This is a genomic window from Burkholderia sp. BE17 (assembly GCF_009362305.1).
Classification (GTDB): Bacteria; Pseudomonadota; Gammaproteobacteria; order Burkholderiales; family Burkholderiaceae; genus Burkholderia; species Burkholderia pyrrocinia_C.
Map to the genome: position 1 here is coordinate 61,174 of NZ_WHNU01000027.1, position 23,756 is coordinate 84,929.

At 60.9% G+C, this 23,756-nt stretch carries 12 protein-coding genes and 1 pseudogene; 8 read left to right on the top strand and 5 right to left on the bottom strand.

What is annotated here, in order from left to right:
- Nucleotides 1-11: 11 nt before the first annotated feature.
- On the bottom strand, nucleotides 12-10,748 hold the full coding sequence (locus GD429_RS22985) for a hemagglutinin repeat-containing protein (RefSeq protein ID WP_152860211.1): 10,737 nt from the start codon (nucleotides 10,746-10,748) through the stop codon (nucleotides 12-14).
- Between the two features lie 808 nt (nucleotides 10,749-11,556).
- On the opposite strand from GD429_RS22985, the pseudogene GD429_RS22995 reads away from it, so the two are divergent.
- Nucleotides 11,557-11,897 (top strand): annotated as a pseudogene (locus GD429_RS22995) (transposase); the annotation flags it as partial.
- Nucleotides 11,898-11,973: 76 nt separating this feature from the next.
- Here GD429_RS22995 and GD429_RS23000 read toward each other — a convergent pair.
- The gene (locus GD429_RS23000) at nucleotides 11,974-12,594 is read right to left on the bottom strand and encodes a CDP-alcohol phosphatidyltransferase family protein (protein WP_152860213.1); all 621 of its coding nucleotides are present in this window, start codon (nucleotides 12,592-12,594) and stop codon (nucleotides 11,974-11,976) included.
- Between the two features lie 403 nt (nucleotides 12,595-12,997).
- On the opposite strand from GD429_RS23000, the gene GD429_RS23005 reads away from it, so the two are divergent.
- From GD429_RS23005 to GD429_RS23020, 4 genes are all read left to right on the top strand, one after another.
- The gene (locus GD429_RS23005) at nucleotides 12,998-13,630 is read left to right on the top strand and encodes a lysophospholipid acyltransferase family protein (protein WP_152860215.1); all 633 of its coding nucleotides are present in this window, start codon (nucleotides 12,998-13,000) and stop codon (nucleotides 13,628-13,630) included.
- Nucleotides 13,631-13,667: 37 nt separating this feature from the next.
- Nucleotides 13,668-14,597 (top strand): phosphatidate cytidylyltransferase, encoded by a 930-nt coding sequence (locus GD429_RS23010; RefSeq protein ID WP_152860217.1) that lies wholly within the window; start codon nucleotides 13,668-13,670, stop codon nucleotides 14,595-14,597.
- Between the two features lie 191 nt (nucleotides 14,598-14,788).
- Complete coding sequence (locus GD429_RS23015; RefSeq protein WP_152860219.1) at nucleotides 14,789-15,538, top strand: DNA/RNA non-specific endonuclease; 750 nt, start codon at nucleotides 14,789-14,791, stop codon at nucleotides 15,536-15,538.
- Entirely contained in the window at nucleotides 15,528-15,794 is a 267-nt protein-coding gene (locus tag GD429_RS23020) for a hypothetical protein (RefSeq protein ID WP_152860221.1), read from the top strand. The genes GD429_RS23015 and GD429_RS23020 overlap by 11 nt, the downstream gene beginning before the upstream one ends.
- 326 nt (nucleotides 15,795-16,120) lie before the next feature.
- Here the strand turns inward: GD429_RS23020 and GD429_RS23025 are convergent, their stop codons facing one another.
- From GD429_RS23025 to GD429_RS23035, 3 genes are all read right to left on the bottom strand, one after another.
- Nucleotides 16,121-16,345, bottom strand: a complete 225-nt coding sequence (locus GD429_RS23025) for a hypothetical protein (protein ID WP_152860223.1) — start codon at nucleotides 16,343-16,345, stop codon at nucleotides 16,121-16,123.
- Between the two features lie 13 nt (nucleotides 16,346-16,358).
- The gene (locus GD429_RS41870) at nucleotides 16,359-16,514 is read right to left on the bottom strand and encodes a LamG-like jellyroll fold domain-containing protein (protein WP_321574802.1); all 156 of its coding nucleotides are present in this window, start codon (nucleotides 16,512-16,514) and stop codon (nucleotides 16,359-16,361) included.
- A gap of 355 nt (nucleotides 16,515-16,869) precedes the next feature.
- Complete coding sequence (locus GD429_RS23035; RefSeq protein ID WP_152860225.1) at nucleotides 16,870-17,325, bottom strand: hypothetical protein; 456 nt, start codon at nucleotides 17,323-17,325, stop codon at nucleotides 16,870-16,872.
- A 1,882-nt stretch (nucleotides 17,326-19,207) separates the two neighbouring features.
- Between GD429_RS23035 and GD429_RS23040 the strand changes: the two genes are divergently transcribed.
- Genes GD429_RS23040 through GD429_RS23050 form a run of 3 tightly spaced genes read left to right on the top strand, consistent with a single transcriptional unit; the run spans nucleotide 19,208 to nucleotide 23,724 of the window.
- Complete coding sequence (locus GD429_RS23040) at nucleotides 19,208-19,918, top strand: response regulator transcription factor (protein ID WP_152860227.1); 711 nt, start codon at nucleotides 19,208-19,210, stop codon at nucleotides 19,916-19,918.
- Nucleotides 19,915-21,273, top strand: coding sequence for a FecR domain-containing protein (locus tag GD429_RS23045; protein WP_152860229.1), 1,359 nt, complete (start codon nucleotides 19,915-19,917; stop codon nucleotides 21,271-21,273). The genes GD429_RS23040 and GD429_RS23045 overlap by 4 nt, the downstream gene beginning before the upstream one ends.
- Before the next feature lie 27 nt (nucleotides 21,274-21,300).
- Nucleotides 21,301-23,724: a CHASE2 domain-containing protein gene (locus GD429_RS23050; protein ID WP_152860231.1), complete on the top strand. Its 2,424-nt coding sequence runs from the start codon at nucleotides 21,301-21,303 to the stop codon at nucleotides 23,722-23,724.
- Nucleotides 23,725-23,756 lie beyond the last annotated feature (32 nt).

The window sequence follows — 23,756 nt, forward strand, 5'->3', positions numbered from 1 at the left end:
CCATTAACAACTCAACGCATAAATACGATTTGATCAGAAAATTTTCGCGCAAATTCATTTGTCGGAACGAAGTATTGAGCACCCGTGCCGGGATCACGAACTGCAACCACCGACTTTCCTAATCTAGTAGTGACACCATCCACTACAACAAAGTGCCCCTCCCCGCTATCCAAACTGACTCGCGCAATCACTGACTCCCCTTTCTGAGTCGCAGCAGCAATATCGTCGATCGACGCGTTGAGGGACCATCTTGCCGAGGGAACACCGTTATTTTGCAGGGCCTTCGTCAAACCTATGACATCAGTGCCTTCGCCCGGAACAAGGTTAGCATCCTTCGCTAGCTGCGAAATATTCACCCACTGGCCTCGGTCGTTCAGCACCATTGCGCAAGAGGTGGGACCGCACGCAACATTACCAATATCAGAGACATATCGCTGATCGATAACCAAGCGAGTGCCGTTCCGCGACACCGAATTCGTTTCGGACGCGAGACTCCCGGCACCAGAGCCATCCAACGCGCTGGCAACTGCGCTGGACGTCTTGCCATTTGCTCCGACCCGGATCAGTGCCCCGGCAATGTCAGCTGTCAATGCTGGCGCACTGACAAACCCGAGAACTTCTGTCAACGTCGACACATCGGCCTGCGCCAGCTTCGCCGACTGCCATTCTCGACTAGTTATACCACTGAGCAGTTGCCGCTCCTGCCCCTCGATCTGCTGCCGCTTAGCCGGGTCGTCCTGATACAGTGCTCGCTCCTGCTGCAGGGCCTGCACCGCAGCGGTTACTTGATCCACCTTCGTCCCACACGCATACGCGTCGGTACACGGCTTCTGCGAAGCCCCAAGCGTCTCCCGGTACAGTTGCTGCGCAACCGCCGTCGGGTTCTTGGTACCCGTACGTGCCTGTTGCTCCGGCGTCAATGAACCATCCGCGTTCCCGCCCAACAGCGGATTCGCTCGCTCAGCGGCTGTCGCATCAAAGAGGCCCGCCGTCTTATTTTCCCCGATGAACTGCTTCGCCTTCTCGTCACTGCCGCCGGTGCGACTCGTCGTGTCGTCCACCATCGCGTAGCCGGCCGACAGCAGCTTCTGATACGCCTCCTCGTCACTGATCGTCCTGCCCGTTTGATCCTTGTAGTAATCCGCGAACTTGTGCGCATTCTTCTTCGCCCAATCCCGCTCGCTCTGGTGCAACTGCCGATTGTAAAGATCGGCATTCAATGCACCGCCCGCACCCGTCATAGCCCCGGCCGAGCCGCCGAGGACACCGCCTGCCGCCGCGCCGGCCAACCCCGCCGCTGCGTTCGCCAGCACCTTACCTCCCATCGAGTCGACAAGCGCGTCGCCTACGGCATTACCAACATAGTCTCCTGCTACGGTTCCCCCCACCGCACCGGCCACGTTGCCGCCGCCCATTGCTGCCCCCAGCCCCGAGACAGCGGCGTGCGACGCGATACGCGCGGTACCGTCATTTCCCCACAGTGCCAATTGCTGCTGCGCCGCCGTATAGTCGGCCAGAGCCTGCGCCATGCCAGCCTCATCCCCAGCAGCCTTCGCGTCCTTGTAGGCCTGAACCGCCGCCGTCTCTTTTGCGGAAGCCCGGTTCTCCATCGCGGTCGCCACATCGCCGACCACCTGCATCCCGACTTGGCCGACAGACTGCTGGATCGCCATGTCGTTCTGCACCTTCTGCACGTCGAATGTGTTCTGCACCGCGCCATTCGCGTGCGCCGTGTCGCGGCTCAGACCCGCCGTGCTATCGCGGCCCCCATCCCCGCGCACCGTGATCGTGCCTGGGCTCACGGCTGCGTACGTCGTGCCGGACACGTCACTGCTCGTACCAGCGCTCGAGAAGCCTGTCGGCCCTAACCCTTGAGAATTCATGGGGCCCGACGTGTTACCAGCAGTCTGCTTCACCGGCGTATTGAGGTTCACGCCGCCCGGCGTACTGTTGCCGAAGCCGCCGCTTGCACTGAATCCAACCGTGTCACCCGAGTAGTTCGCGTGGTTTTCCAGATTCGTAAAGCCCAATGATTGCGTCGACAGACTGTTCTTGTCCGCACTCGCGGTGCTCGCGATCACACCGCCATCAAGCTGCGTATGGTTTCCGACGTTCACGTTGAAGCCGCCGTTCCCCGCATAGATCCCGCTTTGCTGGTTGACCGACTGATAATCCGCCTTGATGTTCTGCTGGCTGACGCTTGCGCTGCCGCTCACCGTCTGCCCTAAGCAGAACGGCGGCACGCAGATGCTGGCTTGGAATCCGGCGCTCGACTGCTTGCTATCGTACGTGCTGGTGTCCTGGCGGCTCTGGACGTTCAGATCGCGACCCACGCTCGCGTCGACGGTGTTGCCCGCAACTTCCGCACCGCGCAGATTCGTATCCCGACCACTGGTCATCGAAAGTGTGTTGCTGGCGTTGATCTGCGTATCACGATTGGTCACGCCTTGGCCATTCGCGTGACCTTTAGATACGTTCGCTGCCAGTTCCAGCGTAAAGCCGTTCTGCTGACCGCCGATACCAAGCCCCACGCCGATGCTGCCACCGCTGCTGCTGTTGTGGCTCGACTGCTGGTTCGTATCCTGCGCGCTTTGCAGATTGATGTCGCGCGCCGCATTCAGCGTCACGTTCTGCCCGGAAATCTGCGTGCCGCGCGCGTTGATGTCGCCATCCGTCGCAAAGCCGCTCGCGTCCTTCGCGCCGCTGCCCGTCGCAATCAGGTTCACATTGCCGCCCGCGTGCAGCGTGCTGCCGTCGTTCGACAGCGAACTGCTCTGCGAGTCACTATGACTCGTACCCCCACCGATGCTTACCGTGGCCTTGATCAATGGTTGCCCCGTCGGCTTACCGGCGCTCATCGCATCCGCGACCTGATACGCGTTGTAGACAGCCAAACCGGCCTGCGCCTTATCCAGCGCACCCAGTCGCGAATCGCCGCCGCGTGCCGAATGGGCCATGCTCTGATTGACTGCCGCCACTGCATTGCCGACTGCACCGCCCAACGCCAAAGTTACGCCAAACTGGCTCGAACTCTGGCTCATGCTGCTTTGTGTCGCGTCCGTGCCCGGATCGAGATTCAGGTTCTTGCCGATCAGCGTCAGGTCCTTGCCCGCGCTCAGATCGGAGCCCGCAACCGTTACGTCCTGCTTCGCGTCAAGCGTTACATCACCCTTTCCGCTGACGATCTGACTACGCATCGTGCTTTGAGTCTGCGACGCCGTATCCTGGACACTATGGTTCTTCGCCACACCGACGCTAAAGCCGGTGGCGGTGCCATTACTGCCCAGACTGCCGATCTGCTGACTGCTCGATTCCTGGTGGCTCGTACTCGTGTCAAGCCCGGCCAGCACGTTGATCGCGCCCTGGCTCGCAACCAGGTCGACGCCCTGCGTGCCACTGATGCCCGAGCCCACAACGTTGATGTCGCCGGTCTTGCTCTTCACCACCACGCTATTACCGGACACCACCGTCGCCGTCTGCGTCGTCGCTGTCTGCGCCCCGTCCGAACTGCTGCGACTCGCGTTGTATGGTGACGGACTGGTACCGCCGCTATTCGCCGTGCCACCCACCCAGCGCCCGAGATCGCCCAGACTAGGCGACGCGAGCGAAATCCCCGTACTGGAACTGCTGGACTCCGAGCTCTGCTGGTACTGGTCAGTCGATGCCTGCAGCGTGACGTTGCGGTTGGCCGTGAGCGAAGTCGTCCCGCCCGCGCTGATCGTCGAGCCGATCACTGAAAGATCGCCATCAATTGGCCGACCGTTCGCGTCGTTCAGAGCCCCACCAGTCGCAGTTACAGAAACATTGCCGCCGCCGCGAATCGTGCTGCCCGTATTGGTCAGGCTCGACATGTCCGTCGTGCTCGAACTGCGGCTGCTTCCGTACGAGACGGACACCGACGGAACGGAAAGCGCGCTCGCCCCAATCTCATTCGCGACGCTCTGCGCGCGTTGGAAGCCGTTCCCCGACGACGCATCTGCCTTCAGGTTCCGCACCGTATCGAGCGGCGTCCCGGTCACCGCGACCGTCAGCCCACTCGACCGGGATTCCTGATGGTCGTGCGATTGGGCACTGTCCAGCCCCGGGTCGATTGTGACGTTCTGGCCCACAATGCTAACGTTACCCGTCGTGCCCGTGACGTCACCCATCGCCTTGCCGGCGATCACATCGCTGCCTCCAATATGAACATCCTTGCCGGCGGAGATGGCGACGTTACCCGCGACGCTACCCACCGTGCTGCGCGACTGGCTTTGAGTCACCGAACTGCCGTTATATCGGTCGCTCCGCTCGCTTGATCCGATGGTCACCCCAAGGCCGCCCGATCCCGACAGCCCAGAATGCTTCTCCTGGTGATACTCGCTGTCCTGCCACGTGTCGGTCGCTGCGGCAACGTTGACGTTCCCTTTCGCGGACAACGCGACATCGTGCGTACCGACAATATTGCCGCCGGTCACATTGATGTCCTTGCCGCTGATGACCGACACGCGGTCAGCCGAAATGGTGCTGCCGTCGGCGTACGTCGCAGTTTGATCGACCTGGTTGACTGCGCTCGTATGGCTCGCCACGCCGCTGCGGCTATGGGTTTCGTAGGCATTCGAGACGTGGGTCTCCGTCGTCGTGCCAACGTTCACGTTCCCCTTCGCCATCAGCACCGCATTGCCCTTGTCCAGTTCGACCGTGCTGCCCGTTACGTTGAGGTCCTTGCCGGACGCAATAACAAGACTGTCGCCACTATGCAGCGTCGTACCGGTCACCTTGTCGTCGGATGTGTGCAACGTCTCCGCGTAGCTACCGTGATGGTCGCTGCCGGAACTGTTGCTGTCCACTGTCGAAGTCGCGGTGGCCGATTGCAACGTCACGTTGCCTTTAGCCAGGACTACTCCACCGCCGCCCAGATCGACCTTCGCACCCGTCGCCGTGAGGTCTCCGCCCACCGCAATCTCGGACCCGCCCCCCACTTTGACGGAACTGCCGGCCACGTTGTTGATGTCGGTATTCGACACACCGTTCGCGCGCTGCACGATCTTGTGCTCGCCCGTCTGAACCGCACCGAGATCCCAGTTACCCCCGACATTCATGCCGAGATTACCGCCGACCGTCAGGTTGCCCGCGTTCTGCTGGAAGTTGCCGCCCGTTTTGATCCCGGCGTCACCCGCCACGTCGAGTTGAGCCACCGGCCCAAGCGTCGTCGTCACACTCGTGGCACCGTCGCGACTCACACGCGTATCGGTTTTCACCGCAGTATCGAGAATCAGGTCGCCACCGGCATTCAGGTTCAGGCTGCCAGCCTTGACCTTCGCCGAAGTGAGATCGACGTTGCCATCCGTCTTCAGCGACATGAGGCCACCGCTTTGCAACGCGCCGAACGCGTTGTCGATCTGCTTGCCCTGAATCGACAACGAATTGTCCGCCTTCACCGTGCCGCTGTTCGTGAAGTTCTGCGCGTCCTCCAGATCGATGTCGGTCGCGGTAATCAGCGGGCCGTTCACGTTCTGCTGGTTCGCCTGCGCGAGGTAGACGACCGGCACCAGTACCGACTGGCCATCGACCACGCGCGTTTCCATCATGATCACGTTGCTGGTCAGCCTCGATACCTGATCGGCCGACAGGCTCGCACCGATCGGCAAGTTGAGCTGCTTCTCCAGCGAGGCACCCGTCGCCATCAACGATTCGTACATCGCCTGCAGATCCGTGTACGGACCGAGCACAGCCCTGCCGGTCAACGAGGTGACCTGGTTACGCACCAGCTGCTGTTCGTAGAAGCCGTCACCCAGACGCTTCGGGATATGCGTGAGGTCGACGCCGATCTGGCTGAAGAAGTAGTCGCTGGAGATGAAGTTCTTCTGGCTCGTAAACGCCGGGTTCGTCTCGATCACGTAGCTCGCGTTCGGCGACGTATCCGGTCGATACAAACCGCCCTGCGGAATCGTGAGGTTGTTCAGAACGTTCTGCGCGGTCGCGCTGGCAACGACCGGATCGACAGTCGTCACCCCGCCGTGCACGGCCGAAGCGCCCGACTTCGTGCCGCTCGCGTTACCGCTGAGCCCGCCGATCGTCAGACCCGGCACCGCTTGCCCCGGCAGCAAACCGAGCGACGGAATCGATGCGTTGGCCGCGGTGTTATTGATGCTCACGCCCGTGCCGGAAATCATCCCATTCGCACCCAAGGTCGAATGGTAGTCCGGTAGCGAATACGTCTTGACCCACGCCGGCGCCGCCTGCGTATAGCCGCCCGGACGAGACGTAACGAACGGCGCATTACCGAACGGCAGCTGCCAGTTGTATTCGCTGTTGTCGTAGTTGTTGTAGTGATATTGCCCGGAATACGACACGGTCACACTCGGTGCCTGCTGGCCGGTAGCCGCCCAGCCGTCGCCATCGTAGTGCTGCGGCATCTGCAGATTGCCGACTGCCGTGATGCTGCTCCAGTAATTTTTCAGGGTACCGGTCGTCGACGCATCGAGGTTGCCCCCCGACACGATTTGCGCGCCTGGGCTAATACCCGTCACGGTCGTCGCGGTCGCGCTATCGGCGTAGTAGGTCGTGTACTGATACGTACTGTTCCACTGACCACCGTGGGGCGGATCGGTATACACCCCGCCGATGCTGTTCGGGTCTTTCGCGGCCACTTGCCCGGTCCGACCGCTAATGGGTACGCCGAACGGTGCGAGCGTGGCTGGATCGACCGAACCGGTCGAGGTCGTCATCACGCGGCGCGTGTTCGTCACCTGATTCGCGTGCAACTCCATGTCGCCGCCCGATTGGATCAACGCTGACGAGTTGTTGATCAGAGCCGCGTTCGTGTAATTGCCGCTGGCATCCTTGCCGCCGGCCAGTACGACCTTGCCCATACCGAAGATGGCCGTCGTCGCCATCGAATCGGTCGCGGTCGTGTCATCGCGGTTCTCGATGTCATGCGCGAGGATTTCGAGCGTGCCGCTGCTGTCCGACGCGCCGATCAGCGCCGTCGGCCCAAGGTTCGAGACCGTGCCCGCCGCATTGAGCGACGTGCTGCCACCGACAATTGCACCCGTATTGGTCAGATTGCCTGATTGCGTATGCACCAGACCACCCGCGGACAGTGCGCCCGAGTTGACGATGTTGCCGACATTGACGCTCAGATCGTTGACCGATTGCACGTTGCCGCTGTTGTTGAACGTACCGGGCAGCGTAAACGCAAGATTGTGACCGACATTGAACTGATAGTCGGGCGTCACCGAGAAATCGCCCTGCAGATTCACGTTGGCATCGTGCGCTGCGCTATACGTGCCGCCACCTTGCAGTGTCGGCGCCGTTACAGTCAGGTCATGCGTGGAACTGATCTGCCCGTTCGTGTTCGTGATCGCGCCGCTCGTCGTCACGTTCACATCGCCACTCGAATTTGTGACGTTACCGACCTGCCCGCCGCTGTTGTCCAAGGTCGTCCCTTGAACATGCAGCGATGCGCCGCTCAGTTGACCGCCCTGCGTGTTGGAAATCGATGCAGCGTTCACCGTCACGTCGCCGTTACCGGTAATCGCGCCCATCCCCGACACACCGCCTGCGTGGCTGTTGGTGATCTGACTGCCGCCCTGCACGGTCATCCTGCCGGCGCCAAGGTCGGCAATCGAGCCGTCGGCGTTGTTGATCGACGCGGACTGGATGCTGAGCGTGCTCGTGTCGCCCGCCGCTGTCTGGCCGGCCTGAATATGCCCGCCCTGGTTCACCAGCGTGCCGCCGTTCGTCAACGACAACGACGTCCCTGCGCGCACCAGGCCTTGCGCGTTGTTCATGTCCCCCGCGATCGTTCCGGTGATGCCGCCCTGCGCCGCAAGAATGCCGCTCGTGTTGTCCCAGCTGCTCGCGTCGACAACTGCGTTGCCTTTGGTGACAATGGTGCCGCCCGCATTGTTCAGCGCGCTTGCACCGTTGCCGGGTTCAATCGTTAGCGTACCCGTACCGGCATGCGTGATCGTCCCGCCAGCGTTATTCAATTGCGCGGGAGCGAGCGTCAGGTCCGTACTGTTCGTCTGGATCACACCGCCTTCGGAGTTGTCGAGCGTGCCGCTCACATTGACGCCCATTGCCGATGATCCGTACTGCGTAATCGCGCCGCCGTGGTTCGTCAGGGTCGGCGTCGTCAGTGCAAGCTGATTGGCTTTGAGCTGACCACCGCTATTGTCGAGCGTCGAATCGGCTGTGACCGTCAGGTTCGGGGCAACGATCACGCCTCCCCGGTTCGTCATCGAACCCGTGTGAATTGTCGCGTTGGTGCTCGCGCCGATCTGGCCACCGTCGTTCGTCAGCGTGCCGCTCGTCAAGCCAAGATCCGCGTTGGACATCAGCTTGCCGTTGGTATTGTTCAGCGTGCCGCCAACCGCCGCCGTCAGCCCGCTTTGAGCATTGATGGAACCGGAGGTGTTGTTCAGCGAGCCGCTTTGCGCCGCGATATGTCCATTGCTGGCAATCGCACCGCCGACGTTCGACACCGAACCCGCACCGTTGCCCAACGTCAGCGTACCGGCGCCCGCATGGACGATCGTGCCGCCATCGTTGACGAGCGCAGCGGGAGCCAGCGTCACGTCCGTACTGTTGGTTTGCAGCGTGCCGCCACTCGAATTATCGAGCGTGCCCGACACATTGATGGCCATCGCACCGGTGCCGGTCTGCGTGATCGTGCCGCCATGATTGACGAGACTGGTACCGGTCAACGCGACCTGTTGGGCTTGCACGGTGCCCGCGCTATTGTCGAGCGTCGTGCCGCTCAATACCGTGCTCTGCCCGGCGATCGTGCCGCCGTTGTTGGCCAGGTGGGCGCCAGCGTCGACGACCACGTTTTGGGCGGCCTGCAAGGACCCACCGCTGTTGTCGACCGACTGGCCCGCTACGTGGAGATTCGTGTTGGATGTGATCGTCGCGCGGTTGACGATCGTCCCGCCTTGTATCGTCACGTCGCCATTGCCGCCAATCACGCCGCCTTGCGCGCCGCCCGACGTCGTGCCGGCCGCGTTCGTGAGTTGACCGCTCGCGTTCAATACCAATCCGTCGGTATTGAGCGACGTAATGCGACCTGCCGTATTGTCGATCGCAGCGCCGTCGACCGTCGCATGGCCAGCACTCTGAATCGTGCCTTGGTTGTTCGCGATGGCGCCGCCGCGCAGCGCCATCGTGCTCTGCGACACGAACACGCCGGACTGGTTGGCGAGTTGCCCCGCCGCCGTCACCGACAGCGGCCCCTGCGACGATACTGTACCGCCTTGGTTCGATACGTTACCGCCCGTCAGGCTCGCAGCGCCACCACTTGTCAGGCTGCCATGGTCGTTGACGACCGTGCCTACGGCGTTCGCGGTGATGGTGCCTTGAGCACTCGTCGTCGCGTTCGTGAGGTTCACGTCGCCGCCCGTTGCGGTCAGCGACAGAATGCCGTTCGCTGCCGTCGTGCTGCCGGCGAGGTTCACGCCGTAGCCGGTCGCCGAGGCGTTGCCGCCTGCAACATTTTTGCCGGTCGCATTGAGCTGGCCTGCCGTCGCGAGCTGCAGGTCACCGGCCTGTGTGACCGTACCGTCACTGTTCACGCCCGCACCGAGCGTACCGGTCGAATTCAGCGTGGCCGCTGTGACGCCCACATTGTGCTGCGCAGCCAGCGCACCGGTATTGACGATGTCGGCGCCGGTATTCACGGAGACCGACTGCTGGCCGTACGTCGTGCCACTGTTCTCGATCCCTGCTGCCGCCGAAATAGCGGCGTTACCGGTCGACGAAATCTTGCCCGACTGAATCAGCCGCCCGTCAGTGGTCAACGTCAGCCCCATCGCGTCCGCCGCGATGGTTCCGGCGTTTCGGACCCCAACGCCCCCCTCGGTGCCGACCAAAAGGATGCGATTACTGTACATACCGCCCAATTGGGCCACGTCGATCGCAACGGCAGGCGCCGCACCATCGCCCGGGATGCGGGTCGCCTGGAGGGTATCGTGATTGACCTGATTCGCGCCAGCGATGACGTTCAGGTTCGTCGCATAGATGGCAGCGTTCGCCTGCACGGCTCTGGAAATGAGGTCAACCTGATCCACATTCGTGGCATTCAGGCCGGCACCTTGAACTGCGATGAGGCCACGTGTCACGCTGAAACCGGCCAGCGACCCGTCCGCATTCAGGTTCGGCGTACCGGTCGTCAGGATTGCACGCGAGGTATTGATAAAGCCGCCACCATCAACCACCAACCCCGAAGGATTGGAAATGATCATCTCGGCGCGCTGGCCAGCGATCTCGACGAAACCTTTCAGTTGCGAAGGGTTCGAACTGTTGACCTGGTTGATGATGATCCTGGCCGAACCGTTCGGGCCGAGGTTCGGGTTGCCGTTGATGTATCCGGCTTGTTGTGTGTTCGTCAGCGTTGGTGCGTTATTGACGATCACGCCTTGTTTGGGCACGTCGAACTGCGAATAAGTATTCAGCGACACGCCCGCGCCGGACGGCTTGGTGATGTTGACCTGTTGGAGACCGTTCTGCGTCTGGATCACTGACGGTGCGTTAGCGCCGGCACCCACGACCTGAGCGCTCGCCCACATCGGTGCAACGCCGGCTGCAATCAGCACCGCGAAAGCGGCATGACGCAACGCGAAACTTGCCAACGCGCTCGAGACACGATTGGCGACGGCACGCGGCGCCTCACCCTTGCTGACTTTCCCCGTTGCATGAGCGGTCTCCTCGACGGCTACCAGCATGCCGCGCACGCGGCTGAATACCAGACGATATTGGTTCTTATTCATGAATACGGCAAACGGTTGTTAAACGTCAAGCAAATGGATCGGAACGCCTTGCACAAGTACAGAGTCGCTCTCTAAGTCGAAAGCAATGCTGCCGAAGATTGTCGGCACTTCAACACTTGTAATTGCAGCGGAATGACGGCCCCTCACGCCGCAATCTACCGACTGGGCCGCCTTCACAGTGTCAGAGATTGCCAAGGGCGATCTCGTTCGCCCTAGCCAGGGCCCACGTCCATACTCAAGAACGGACCTGACCTCAAATTGGAGTTTTAACCGCCAATCAAGACGATTTAACAATTAAAAACATCGCGCAAAACCGCATCACTCAGTCAATATTTCAACAATAAATATCACTCCAATTTCACATTAAATTTCAGAAACCGAATTGCCCCTAGATTCTTAAGGATTTTCACCGTCCGGTGCCGTACGGCCTGAACCATCCATATTCCCCTCCCAGGGTCCGCAATTCGAGAAATTAATGTAGTCAGATAAACCATCGGGATGCGCTTCATGACATTTCGACGCGTTCTGTCGCACGTGCCGAAGCGCGCAGCGCTGCGATCACGCCCGTCTTCGATGTGTCGGACATACAACAGTCTCGCGCTGCGAATTGGACTAGCCGATCGTGGACGTTCTGGCGTCTCGTTGGTCAATGTGAGCTCGCACGAGCTTGTTCCGCGCAGTCAAGCGCCCTCGTCGCTTGCGCTCACCGAAGCCGGTGACTGCACAAGTGCTGAGTTTGTGGATCGAACAAACCGAAGGCGCCAAGTTTTGACTCAAGGTCTTCAACGAACGCGGTCTATCCGCCGCCCGAATCCAGACCTGCATCGTGCGTCTGATCCGCAATTCACTGAATCTGGCGAGCTGGAAGGACCGCAAGCCTCTGGCTGCCGAGCTCAAATCTATCTAGCAAGTCACCAGGGCCGAGGCGGCAGCGGCCGCGCTCGACACCTTTGCGCAAAGTGAGTGGGAGCACAAACTCCCGATGGGAGCGGCCATGTCGCGACACCAGTGGGAAAAAGTATGGCCTTCTTCGCCCATCCGCCCGAGGTGTGTCGAATCGTATATACGACAAACGCGATCGAGAGCATGCACATGCAGCTGCGTAAGGTCGTCAAGAACCGCGGCCACTTCCCGAGCGACGCCGCCGCCGGCACGCCATCAATTGAAGCTGGGCTCGCCATCGAACTGAACGTATCAGCTAAGCCGGCACGTTCGGGCTTGCCCCTCAAACATTCGTCGTCAGGCCTTTCTCCTCGTCGACGCCGGCTTGTACCCGCCGCACGGCAGTGACGACTGACAACACGATAAGGCCGCGCCACAACCAGACGATCACATTTCCCACCGGTGCACCAACGCCGATCCAGAATGCAACTGCGCCTACCGCAAGCGCCCTATCGCTCTTGCCAAACGGGCCATCATAGCGGCGGCTTGCTCCGACGAGCGGACCGATCAGCCCGGTACATTCGACCACAACGGCGACAAGCGCGAATAACCACACGTCTACCGGCACGAATGCGGGCGCGCCGAGAAATGGCAGCACGAGTGCGATATCCGAGACGACATCGCCGAGTTCATTCAAGTACCCGCCAAGCGCGCTCTTCTGTCCGTGCTCGCGCGCCAGCATTCCATCGATCGCGTTGAGTGCCATACGGGCGAAAAGCCACAGCGGAATCGTCAGGAACAGCAAGCGAAAGAACACACCAAGCCCCGCGAGCGCCCCGACAACGATCGAACCGCCGGCTGCGAACAATGTGACCTGGTTCGCGGTGACACCATGTATCGCCAGCGAATCGACCACCGGTCTCAAGCGAGTCTGGAACTTCGGTTTCAATAGATAAAGGCTCAACAGTGTCTCTCGCAAACGATACGGGTGATTCCATTTTTACCGGGATCGGTTGGGCAATGGCAGCCGAGGCGGCTCACCCTCGCAGAAGTACATCCGCCTATGAAGTACGTGCATCGAGTGCGCACGCAATCTCCGCAAAGAACGCAATATTCCGCGCCCGCTGGAGCGTATGTTAGCGATCATTCCGCGGCTCACGACGTGCAACGTTGTCAGACATTGTCAGCCCGATCTCACAGGCGCTGCTTTAAAGGCGATGATGCTGTTCATCAGTCTCGGGCGAACGATAGCGAACGGACGGAGCGATGCGTCGAACTAATACGACTCGGCGCCCGTCGCCATCAAGTGCAAATTGTTCAATGCTATCGAGCCGACATTTCCATCGATACCGATCCGACATTACGACATGAAAATGCAGTACGCCTGGCAGCGCGACCTCCTGCTGTCCATCGTGCGGCTCGTCGCCGGCGCGTATCCGGTCTGGCATCAGGCGCCGCCGTCCCCGACGCAGAAGATCTACTTCTCCAACCACACGAGCCACATCGACACGCTCGCGATCCTCGCCGCGCTGCCGCGCGACGTGCGCGCGGTCGTGCGGCCGGTCGCCGCGCGCGACTACTGGGACAGCAGCAACCTGAAGCGTCACATCGCGCAGAAGCTGCTGAACGTCGTGCTGATCGACCGTCACCGCGAAAACGGCGGCGACCCGTTGGAGCCGGTGCGCGACGCGCTGCGGCAGGGCCACTCGATCATCATCTTCCCGGAAGGCACGCGCGGCGCCGACGTATTGCCGCAGCCGTTCAAGAGCGGGCTGTTCCATCTCGCGACCGAGTTCCCGGACGTCGCGCTTGCGCCCGTCTATCTCGAGAACCTGCAGCGCATCATGCCGAAGGGCGCGATCTGGCCCGTGCCGCTGATCTGCAAGGTGCATTTCGGGGCGAACGAAGCGCTCGGCGCCCAGGAAGACAAGCCGACGTTCCTCGCCCGCATGCGCGACGCGGTCATCGCGCTCGCGCCGCCGCAGCGGCCGGCCGGCTGAACGCGGCGCCCCCTTCTCCCTTTTCCGGATACCAACCATGCGAACCCTCTTCTGGGAACTGGTCGCGGGCGTCACGGGCGTGCTCGTCGTCGCGACCGTGATCGGCGCGATCCTCGGCGCGCGCAATGGCGGCACGAGCGCGACCATCGTCAACCTGAACCAGCGCATCCGCGCGTGGTGGGCGATGATCGCGATCATGGCCATCGCGATCGGCCTCGGCAACAACGTCACGTACCTGGTGTTCGCGCTGCTGTCGTACCTGACGCTGCGCGAGTTCATCACGCTCACGCCGACCACCGCGAGCGACCATACGACGCTCTTCATCGCGTTCTTCATCGCGATCCCCGTGCAATACCTGCTGCTCGGGATCAACTGGTACGGGATGTACTCGATCTTCGTGCCCGTGCACCTGTTCTTCGCGATGTCGCTCGTGTCGGCGCTCACGCAGGACACGCGCGAATTCCTGAGCCGCAACGCGAAGATCAACTGGGCGCTGATGGTGTGCGTGTACGGTCTGAGCCACGCGCCGGCCGTGCTGATCCTCGACATCCCGCGCTACGCCGGGCAGAACGCGCTGCTGCTGTTCTTCTTCCTGTTCGTCGTGCAGATCAGCGACGTGCTGCAATACGTGGTCGGCAAGCTGTTCGGACGCCGCAAGATCGCGCCGCAGCTGTCGCCGTCGAAGACGATCGAAGGTTTCATAGGCGGCGGCCTGCTGGCCACGCTGTGCGGCGCGTCGCTGTATCGCGTGACGCCGTTCAGCTTCGGCGCGGCGTTCGGGATCTCGCTCGCGATCGTGATCGCGGGCTTCGTCGGCGGGCTCGTGCTGTCGGCCGTCAAGCGCTCGCTCGGCACGAAGGACTGGGGCTCGATGATCGCCGGCCACGGCGGGATGCTCGATCGCGTCGATTCGATCTGCTTCGCCGCGCCGGTGTTCTTCCACCTGGTGCGCTACCTGTACGTGTGATGCATGGACGGAGCCGCGCCGTGTGTTCCGCCTCAATGCATTGGCTATCCCCGATGTTGGGAAACCTACGAGTTCACGGCGTTAGCTGCTCGGGGCCTTCGGCCGATGAGCATCTTCAAGTTCATACCCAGCACACACTGTCACTATCGGACACCACTCGTAAACAACAACGAATGCCAAACCTGACTTCCATGAAAAAAGCTGTCTCATGCCTGATGATGGCTCTTGCGACACACGCCTTTGCATCCAATCCATGTCCACAGTTCAGCCCTAAAGGCAAAGGCCCGATACTGGTCAATCCCCGAATGGCGGTAAAAACCCGCCTGTTGTGCTATTCAGATTTCGAGGTCCTCCACTCCGGCATCACCCATGGTCCACTCTGGTCGGCAGAACACTTGACGCGAGCACACCTGGCGGCCGCCAGAAGTGAGATTCGCACCAATCGATTCTTTGAGGAGCCACGATTACGCAGCGGCGATGGCGCTCGACTGTCGGACTATCGCAAGAGTGGATACGATCGCGGGCACATGAGTCCCGCTGGCGACCGATGGAATGACCAGGCAATGGCGGAGTCGTTCACGCTTGCGAACATCGTACCGCAGAATCCCGTGAACAATCGCCGTCTCTGGGCTCATATCGAGGAAGCTGTTCGTCGGATCGGCCTCAGCACGCCCGACGTTTACGTCGTTACCGGCCCGCTCTTTAAAGGCGCCGAATTGACGACCATCGGAAAATCACACGTCATTGTCCCGACCCGGATATTCAAGGTGGTCTATGCGCCTCAAAAACGGCTTGCGTTCGCCATCGTGGCCAGCAACAATGCGACAAACCACTATGTCATTGCGACCGTACACGAACTCGAAGCTCAGAGCAGCGTGCGATTTCCCGGCATCCCCGAATCGATGAAGGACATACGTATCCGAGGTCTGTATGGAGTTTAAGGCGTTCGCTGACGATTCGACTGTCGTGAACATTGCGGGCGACGCGTTTACGGTAGTCAACGATCCGCGATGTGTGGTGCTCTCGGGTACACTCGAGATCGGTCGCGACAAGACCGGGCTTGCTGCGGCGCGCATGCTCCAGCAAGCAATTGAAAGTATCCTCAATGTGCTCGAGCAGGATTCGAAGCTGCCGACGCACGCCAGAAAGGATCCGGCCGAACCAACGGGCAAGGTTGCGAATCCCTTCGAAGGATAAATCCTCGTGCGAAAGCCGCTCTGACAGCAACTCGGAAGTCGACGACGATCGCGCAAGAATGAGCGGTCCAGGGGAACCCCTTTGTGCCACTTTCTCCTTGAACCGCAAGCGATATGCCAGCCCTTCGCCTCGTTCTCAGACGTGCGAATCCCGTAACATATCTGCGCGATCAACCTTCCGATCGCCGAGCGAACATCGAACTATTTTTCAGCGTCGCGCGGAGAATCACCACGCAATGCATTTTTTGGTTCGGCGCGCGCTGGGCAACCGGGTTACGTCGGCGTTCCAAGATGTCGGCCAACAGGTTTCTAGCCAGGGCGAACTCATTAGTCGCCTGACACGGGCTCGTATAGAAGCGTGAATACGGAATCGGCCATGGGCCGCGCGATGCCGCTGGAGTCGGTAACGATCCAGTCGCCGTTCCGCACCTCGAGCCACCCTTCCGGAGTCGGCATGTGCCATCCGCTCTCTGTAGACTCCAACAGCGGGTGATCATGTAGATCCTCGCAACGCACCGCGTCGACGAATGCGCCCTTCTTTCTGTACTTCATAGGACCGCTCCCATTAACTCGCAATGAGCGATGCGATCTGCGCGGCGCCGAGCGCCCCGCGATAGACTCGGAATTCGTCGACGAGGCCGTTGAACGTGACATCGTTGTACTGCGATTCGCCGAGCCAGTTCCGCGTGATACTCCCAAGCCGGAACGGCGCCTGGAACATCGCCGCGCTGGTGCTGGGGCATGCCGGCCACGTACATCGCGCCGGTCGAGCCCGACAGGGTGACGGCCACATGCACCCATCGTTTGCTGCGCAGTAATCCACGATGTAGCAAAAAATCCGAACCCTGCCATGGCGATAGACAGAGGTTCAGATCGGTCGCGAGCAGACGAGAGCGTTCGATCGCATGTCGAGTGGTCGCGCACCGCGGTTGGCTCGCGCCTAATTACGTTATCACCCTCCGAACGCGACACACGAACATCGCAGAATCCCGCAGAACCGCGCCTGCGTTCGATTCGGCAACTTCCTGGTGACCAACGCACCTTCAAGGTGCGTTACCGCCATCTTGAGTTGTCGGTTAGAACGCAATTGGAAACTCATGCACTGCCCGAGGAACACCATGGTCCGACAGGAGCCGAACGACATCTCCAGCATGAAACGTTTCCGTACCATTCGGCTGCGTGATCACCCACATCTCGCCGCTTTCCAGCATCACGCTCAGTTGCTCAGCGCGATACGCCGAACGGTTGACGCCCTCGATGCGACCTTCGAATGCATCGACGATCATTCCCATGAGACCGCCGCCGTGATCGCACTGGTCGTCGCGCACTGTATCTCGCCCCGGCAAGTCGGCGTCAGGGCCGCCAAGGCGAGGACTCGACGACGGCCTGCAAACAGCCCAAGGCAAGCGCCGTACGCGTTTGACGATTCCCGAGCCGAGCGTATATTCCTGTTTGGACTGGGCCACGCCGCTCACTTCCGCGAACGCGTGCTGGCTCGGACATGTGGCAATCAAGATGCAATAGATAGCCACCCGAACAATCTCCACAATCCCACATCTTGTCGCTGTGCGAATCATTCTATTCCGCCAACCCTCCGCCCTATATCTTCGTCGCCAAGCACTGGCATACTCGCCTCAACTCGGCGCCCCAAAACCAATCTGCTCGGCATATACAGCGCGGCGCACATTGACATGTCGAGCGCGATCGCGTGACTCTGAAGCCAGAGTCCTACGCAGTTATACCAACAAAATTTCTGCACATTCAGCATGTGCACCTTATGACCAACCCGCAAAAAGAATCCAGCAGACCTTGGGGTGAAGGGCGCTGCTGGATTAAAGGGGAAGCCCCTTGGCAACATCCCCCGGATCGGGACTTGTGACTTGCCAATGAATACAATCGATACTACTGAATCGGACTCCATGACACTGTCATAAGATGTCACGTGCACGCATTCTGACGGCCCCAAAAAGGGCGCGGAAGTGGCCGAGACTCAGGACGGCGATCCTATTGATGGAAGAATCCTCTCGCCTGGTTACCGGCGCGCACGGCTCATGGAGAAGCGCAAACGCCGAGTCGGACATTGTCCGGTTACCCCACTCGAGTCCGACACGATCGAATCGCCCTTTCAGACTCCCCCTACGACGTCACCATTCGCGCCGAATTCGAAACGCTCGATGAGACGATGGCCGAACAGCTCAATGCAGCGCTTGGCGTCGACGAAAGCGCTCTTCTTTCCACGGTTCATCTTCAATCCGCGGACGAAGAGTAGTTCATACATCTGGCAAGGAATCGCGTTGCGCCTTCGCCATGTAGCGCTGCGCACACGGAAATCGTCAATTCCACTTGCCTCCCCGTGCACAGTGCACGTCGAAGCATTTGCTCATGGAACCGATGGGTCGACTATCGAACACGCCGAGTTCACGTAGCGCCTTGCCGAAACCGCTCCCCCCGGCGCACGCCCGGCCTTCGCGCATCCGCCGCGTTCGTGTAGCGGGGAGTAGACAGCCATGGGTCATATCTGTCGTCAGGTTGGAACAATTCTCGACGAACGCGGGACACTCGCGCTCCCGTTCATAATCGTATTGTCGGAACGCGGAATCGCCCGTGATGTCTCGCACCGCGCAGAAGACCGCAATGCAGTATGGCGCGGCGCATGCAGGGCCAGCCACGCCGACCGTCACAATAGAACGCTGAGCTCACATATCCCGCTTGCGGTATACGTCAGTCATCGTTCCGTCCACCAAGCAACAATGCATCGTGGTCGCGCAAGCACGCCCCCAATAGGGTTGCGCCTTGGTTCGGGTTCATGCGACTCGACCCCAAACGACAGCTGCAATACCTCGAACGGAAGCTCCTGCCGAACTCAATGCCGTCACTGCCATCTCGACCGTCCGCCATTTCGTAGGACTTGAGCGTAGTAGCAATCCCGACCGCACGCTGCCAGGGAAGGTCAGGACCGCTCATCGTGACACCTGTCGCGGATTCACCACTCAGTACAATTCAGTACCCTCGGCATCTATATTTTTGCAAAACTACACGATATAGTTGCGGCGTGTTACAGACGGTTTCCGCACAATGGACGTAGGTGACCCCGTTACTTCTTGGCAAGCGACGAGTGCGCACCGCGCTGGTGCCAGCCCTCCCCGGGTCTCGCCGTGCTCCTATCGGAATCGCCAGTCGGACGAAACCGCAAGTTGCCGCTTCCTCGGCTTTGCGGGAATGACAGAGTGCAGGCGTACCCGGCAAGTCCTTTGAATCTCTGACGTTCTTACAACCCCACAGATTGCACAATCAGCCACGGAGCCTTGGCGCAGCACCGTCACGTGCCGACGGCGCTCGCTCAGACGACGCAGCTCAATGGTGGCCGCACCGGGATGTGGCACGCCCATACCAATCGATTCAGGATTCGCCAATATGCGTATCGCCGTCCTCGATGACGATCCCAGCCAGCTCCAGTTCGTGACGGAAGCGCTTACACCGGCCGGCCACAACTGTTACTTGTTTACGGAAGGACGGGCACTCGTTCACCGCCTTCAGCGCGAAACTTACGATTTGGTAACGCTTGACTGGAACGTCCTCGACATGCCGGGCGATGCGGTACTGGCCTGGATAAGGCAAAACTGCGACGCGAACTTGCCGGTCCTGTTCATGACGAGCCGCTCGCGCGAATCGGACATCGTGTATGCGCTGAACGCGGGCGCCGACGATTACGTGATCAAGCCGGTTGCAGCCCCGGTGCTCGTTGCTCGCGTTGCCACGCTGCTGCGCCGTACCTATCGCAACGACACGCCCACGACATCGCAGCAGTTCGGCGAATATCTGTTCGATCTACAGGAAGTGAAACTGTATCGCGCCGGACAGCAAATTGCGTTGTCACAAAAGGAGTTCCAGCTCGCGTTGCTACTGTTTCGTAACTTCGCGCGACCGCTGTCGCGCGCCCATATCCTCGAAACGGTTTGGAAGCACTCACACGACATTCCGACGCGAACGCTGGATACGCACATCTCCGCCGTTCGAATCAAGCTGGATCTCAGGCCACAGAACGGCTACTGCATCGTTCCCATCTACGGTTACGGTTACCGGCTGGAAAAGCTTGAAACGGCCCCTCTCGGTGTCGCGCCGTGAACGTTGCCCGGCCGACCCGCCTCGCGATCCGAACGTTCGCGCACGCGTCCATCGCATGGATGGCCATGTCGCTGCCATCGGCCGCCGTCGCCCAGCGCGTCGCCGCCCTGGCGAACGGCGCCGTGCTCGAATATTCGGTTCGCAACGCAGACACGCTTTACGATCTCGCCGCCCAATATCTCGCGACGCCGACCGACTGGGTTTCGCTGCAGCAACTCAATCACGTACGCGACCCCAAGCGACTGCAACCGGGCCGTTCCCTGCTCATTCCGGTCGCGCTGCTGCGAAACGCGCAACCAACGGCGCGCGTGATCGCAGTTACTGGACAAGCCGAGTCCTTTGGCCGCTATGCAGGCTCCGCCTCACCATTGCGGGTCGGCACGGTGCTTGCCGAAGGCGACCATATCCGGACCGGCGCACGATCGTTCGCTACGATCGAATTGTCTGATGGTTCCCATGTCGCGTTATTGCCTGGGACGACAGTCTGGATCAAACGCCTGCGTGAACTCGGCGCAGACCACGCGGTGAACAGGCAGTTCGAAGTCGACGCAGGCGAAGTCGAGACACGGGTGTCGCCGCTCAAGCCGCAGGACAACTACGACGTCGTGACGCCGTCGATTGTTGCGGGCGTCAGGGGTACGGTATTCCGGGCGTCGTATGCGGCGGATACGCGCCGCTCGATGGTCGAAGTGCTCGAAGGGAAAGTTCGCGTCGCACGCGGATCATCGCCGGACGGCGCGGATGGCACGTTGGTCCCGCACGGCAGCGGTATCGCAGCCACCGACGATCGGCTTGGCGACGCGGCCGAGTTGTTGCCCGCACCTGCGCTGTCCCAACCTGCGCAAGTCCAGAGCGGCGAGCGCCTCAGCTTCGAGGTTGTCGCGTTGCCGCACGCGAAACGGTATCGCGCGACCATCGCAACGGATGCGGGCTTTCTCGACATCGTTGACGACGCGCTCTCCACCGAGACGAAAATCACGCTAGCCGGCCGAGCGCCTGGCGTCTACTTCGTCCGCGTGTCGGCACTCGATGCGAACGGCATAGAAGGACTCTCGCGCATTTATAGCTTTACGCGAACGGGCCCCGCCTCCGCCGACAGCGTGCCGGCCAACTTCGAGTTCCGCTGGACCGACCAGGCTGATGTTGTCGCGCACGCCGGCTGGCATTTCATGCTTGCCGCCGACGACCACTTCGACTCGCCGATCGTCGATCAATCCGGTCTGGCCGGTAACCGGCTCGTCTTGTCGAATCTTCCGGAAGGGCAGTACTACTGGTCCATCAATGCCGAATCGACACCTCGCGACGGTAGCGCGCCGCGTCGATCCGTCATCCAGTCGTTCTCGATCGGCCGGTGAGAATCACGTAATAGGGTTTCCTGACCTATGCCCCTCCGTATCCTTCATATGCGCCGCGCGGAAGATCGCCGCTATCTACGCGAATGGTTCGTTCTCGGGCTCTGCTGTTTCCTGCTCGTCGTCGTCATGGCAAGCAGTCGACTGACGAGCGGGCTCGACAAGCTGATGTATGACTGGTGGCTGCAAAGTCTTCCGCAACCGTCCAATCAAGGCATCGTGATCGTGGAGATCGACAGCCACAGTCTCGAAGCGCTCGGGCGGTGGCCGTGGCCGCGGGAGTTTCACGCGGCCGTGATCCGCCGCATAGCCTCTGTCGGGCCGAAGGCTGTGATCTACGACCTGCTGTTCAGCGAACCGTCACCTGCCGACGCCGTGCTGGCCCAGGCGATGTCGCTCGCGCCGGTATATCTGCCGCTAGCGGTCGACACCACTTCGAGCCAGCAACGCCTCGGCGCCGCCACGTTGCCAGTGCCGGAGTTGAGAACGGCCGCGGCCGGCATCGGGCACATCAACCTGGAGCCGGATCGCGACGGTGTCGTCCGCGGGATCGCGCTGTTCGAGGGCAACCGGCAGCAGATGTGGCCACAGCTGACATTGCCTGCCTATCAGCAAATACGTGGCGCGGATGCGAGGCTTCAGTATGCGCGAAAGCGTGCCGGTGATATCGACGACGCACACTCCCACGCGCCGCTGCAACGTAGTCGTCGCCTACTGATTCCCTTTCCGCTCGCCGCCCATCCGTATACGCGGGTGTCATTTGCGGAGGTCATGCGCGGCCAGGTCGACCCGGAAATCTTCCGCAACCGGATCGTGATGGTCGGCGCGACGGCTGACGGGCTCGGCGAGCACCTCACGACCGCGATGTCTGGCCGCAACGGACCGATGTCAGGTATCGAGGTTCACGCGAGCATTCTTGACGCGCTGCTGGCGAATCACTTCATTTCGAACGCCGGCGTCGACGCAACGGTTGCGCTGTCGATGCTGCCCGTTACCCTGCTGTTTGCGGGATTCCTGGTGCTCGCGCCTCGCCAATCGATCGTGCTGTTGCCCGTGCTGACCGTATTACCATTCGCGATCAGCGGCCTACTGCTTCGATACGCGGACATTTGGGTCACGCCCGCACCTGCGATCGCAGCAGTCGTGCTCGTCTATCCTTTCTGGAGCTGGCGTCGCCTGGAAGTTGCGATGGGATTCATCGGTAACGAGCTCGAACAGCTCGAGAACGAGCCGCTCCTCGTTCATGATCGCCGTGTCGCACCTGCGTCCCATGCAGGCAATGCGCTCGAGCGCAATATCGCGTTGATGCGCCACGCCGCAAGACAATTGCGCGATCTCAAGCGATTCATCTGGGACAGTCTGAATAGCCTGCCGGACCCGGTACTCGTCGCAGATACGGCCGGACAGATCCTGCTCGCGAACACTCCTGCGCAGCATTATCTCGCCGATCTCGCCGCTGGTCCGCTCGAAGGCGATTCCTTGCAGCGCCTGCTCGGCAGACTGACGTTCGTACGCCTGGTTGGCACGCAAGACCACGCGACGGCCATACCGACCGCAACGTGGCCGACCGTACTCGATACTTCGCAATTCGCGCATATGTCGATCATGGAGCGCGGTGTCGAAGTACGCGACGCGAACGGCAAGGACTTCGTGCTGCGCTATTCGCGCTGCACGAATGCACGCAACGAACTGATCGGCTGGATCGCCAACCTGACGGACGTCACGACCCTTCACGCCGCGCAGCGCCAGCGCGACGAGATGCTGCATCTGTTGTCTCATGACATGCGCTCACCGCAATCGTCCATCGTCGCGCTCATCGAAATCGAGCGTCGTAAGGTCCAGTACGCCGGCGTACGGCTCGTCTACGATCGTCTCGAACGCTATGCGCGGCGCACACTAGCCCTTGCCGATAGCTTCGTGCAGCTCGCCACGGCCGAAACGCGCGAATACGACCTGGAGGTCGTCGATTTTGCCGAGCTACTGTACAGTGCGATCGACGAAGTATGGCCGCTGGCAAACGCAAAGCAGATCGACATTGCATTCGACATCGCCCCTGGCGAACATCCGATGTTGGCCGAGCGCTCGATGATCGCGCGCGCGCTGGTGAACCTGCTGAACAATGCAACCAAATACTCACCGCCGCAAACGCGCATCGAATGCACCCTTTACCGAATCGGCGCCCGGCCCGGCCAACTTCAGTGCGTGATACGCGACCATGGCTATGGAATCGACGATGATCAAAAGCAACGTCTGTTCGAACGATTCCAGCGAATGAAAGTCCCGGGGCAACCAGACACCGACGGTGTCGGACTTGGCCTGACTTTCGTCAAGACCGTCATCGTCCGGCATGGCGGTACGATCTCCTGCGACAGTGCACCGGGCAAAGGTACGACGATGACGCTAAGGCTGCCCTGCGTCATCGTCCCCGCCCACGTCGATATCGACCACATGTAACACGCGCATGTTTCATCATCGTATGCCCGAGT

What these genes read in the sequence shown, in the direction of transcription:
- GD429_RS23050 (WP_152860231.1), top strand. Translation starts at nt 21,301, where the DNA reads ATGCCCCTCCGTATCCTTCATATGCGCCGCGCGGAAGATCGCCGCTAT.
- GD429_RS23010 (WP_152860217.1), top strand. Translation starts at nt 13,668, where the DNA reads ATGCGAACCCTCTTCTGGGAACTGGTCGCGGGCGTCACGGGCGTGCTC.
- GD429_RS23040 (WP_152860227.1), top strand. Translation starts at nt 19,208, where the DNA reads ATGCGTATCGCCGTCCTCGATGACGATCCCAGCCAGCTCCAGTTCGTG.
- GD429_RS23015 (WP_152860219.1), top strand. Translation starts at nt 14,789, where the DNA reads ATGAAAAAAGCTGTCTCATGCCTGATGATGGCTCTTGCGACACACGCC.
- GD429_RS41870 (WP_321574802.1), bottom strand. Translation starts at nt 16,514, where the DNA reads ATGTTCCAGGCGCCGTTCCGGCTTGGGAGTATCACGCGGAACTGGCTC.
- GD429_RS23005 (WP_152860215.1), top strand. Translation starts at nt 12,998, where the DNA reads ATGAAAATGCAGTACGCCTGGCAGCGCGACCTCCTGCTGTCCATCGTG.
- GD429_RS22985 (WP_152860211.1), bottom strand. Translation starts at nt 10,748, where the DNA reads ATGAATAAGAACCAATATCGTCTGGTATTCAGCCGCGTGCGCGGCATG.
- GD429_RS23025 (WP_152860223.1), bottom strand. Translation starts at nt 16,345, where the DNA reads ATGAAGTACAGAAAGAAGGGCGCATTCGTCGACGCGGTGCGTTGCGAG.
- GD429_RS23020 (WP_152860221.1), top strand. Translation starts at nt 15,528, where the DNA reads ATGGAGTTTAAGGCGTTCGCTGACGATTCGACTGTCGTGAACATTGCG.